This window comes from Paenibacillus sp. UMB4589-SE434 (assembly GCF_030226685.1).
In the GTDB taxonomy this organism is placed as follows: Bacteria; Bacillota; Bacilli; order Paenibacillales; family Paenibacillaceae; genus Paenibacillus_B.
Genome location: NZ_JASOYK010000021.1, coordinates 1 through 706, shown reverse-complemented (window position 1 = coordinate 706; position 706 = coordinate 1). Strand labels below are relative to the sequence as shown.

General features: G+C 50.6%; 2 tRNA genes and 1 rRNA gene. All 3 read left to right on the top strand.

Features of this window, described 5'->3' with window-relative positions:
• Window positions 1–159 precede the first annotated feature (159 nt).
• The 3 genes from rrf (at window position 160) to QP775_RS25535 (ending at window position 488) form a co-directional block, all read left to right on the top strand.
• Window positions 160–276 (top strand): 5S ribosomal RNA (gene rrf / locus QP775_RS25545).
• Between the two features lie 37 nt (window positions 277–313).
• Window positions 314–390 (top strand) — tRNA-Ile (locus QP775_RS25540).
• Between the two features lie 22 nt (window positions 391–412).
• Window positions 413–488: transfer RNA gene (locus tag QP775_RS25535), tRNA-Ala, on the top strand.
• Window positions 489–706 lie beyond the last annotated feature (218 nt).

Genomic DNA, 706 nt, shown 5'->3' with positions numbered 1-706 from the left:
AACAAGGTAGCCGTATCGGAAGGTGCGGCTGGATCACCTCCTTTCTAAGGATTTACGTCTCCTGTGACGGAGACATACAGGAAGCATAAGCTTCCACCCTTAACATTCCGCTCGTTTTCAGTTTTGAAAGAGCAATCTTTCAACCGCATAAAGCCTTTGTTTGGTGGCGATGGCGGAGGGGTTCCACGCGTACCCATCCCGAACACGACCGTTAAGCCCTCCAGCGCCGATGGTACTTGGACCGCAGGGTCCTGGGAGAGTAGGACGTTGCCAAGCAGAGCAAATTGCTCATCAGTTCTTTATGAACTAATGAGGGCCCTTAGCTCAGCTGGTTAGAGCGCACCCCTGATAAGGGTGAGGTCGGTGGTTCGAGTCCACTAGGGCCCACCATTTTAATTTTATATTCCATTATGGGGCCATAGCTCAGCTGGGAGAGCGCCTGCCTTGCAAGCAGGAGGTCAGCGGTTCGATCCCGCTTGGCTCCACCATAACTTTCATTAACTTGTACCTTGAAAACTGAATTGCGAAGCAAGTTGAATGTGCAGCGCAGCTTATGGCTGTGAACACAATCAACGTAAGAAATGCGACTTAGAATAATCCTCATCTTTATAGATGATTAGCTGCTCGAGAGAGCAATGGTTAAGCTATTAAGAGCACACGGAGGATGCCTAGGCGCCAGGAGCCGACGAAGGACGTGGCGAACAAC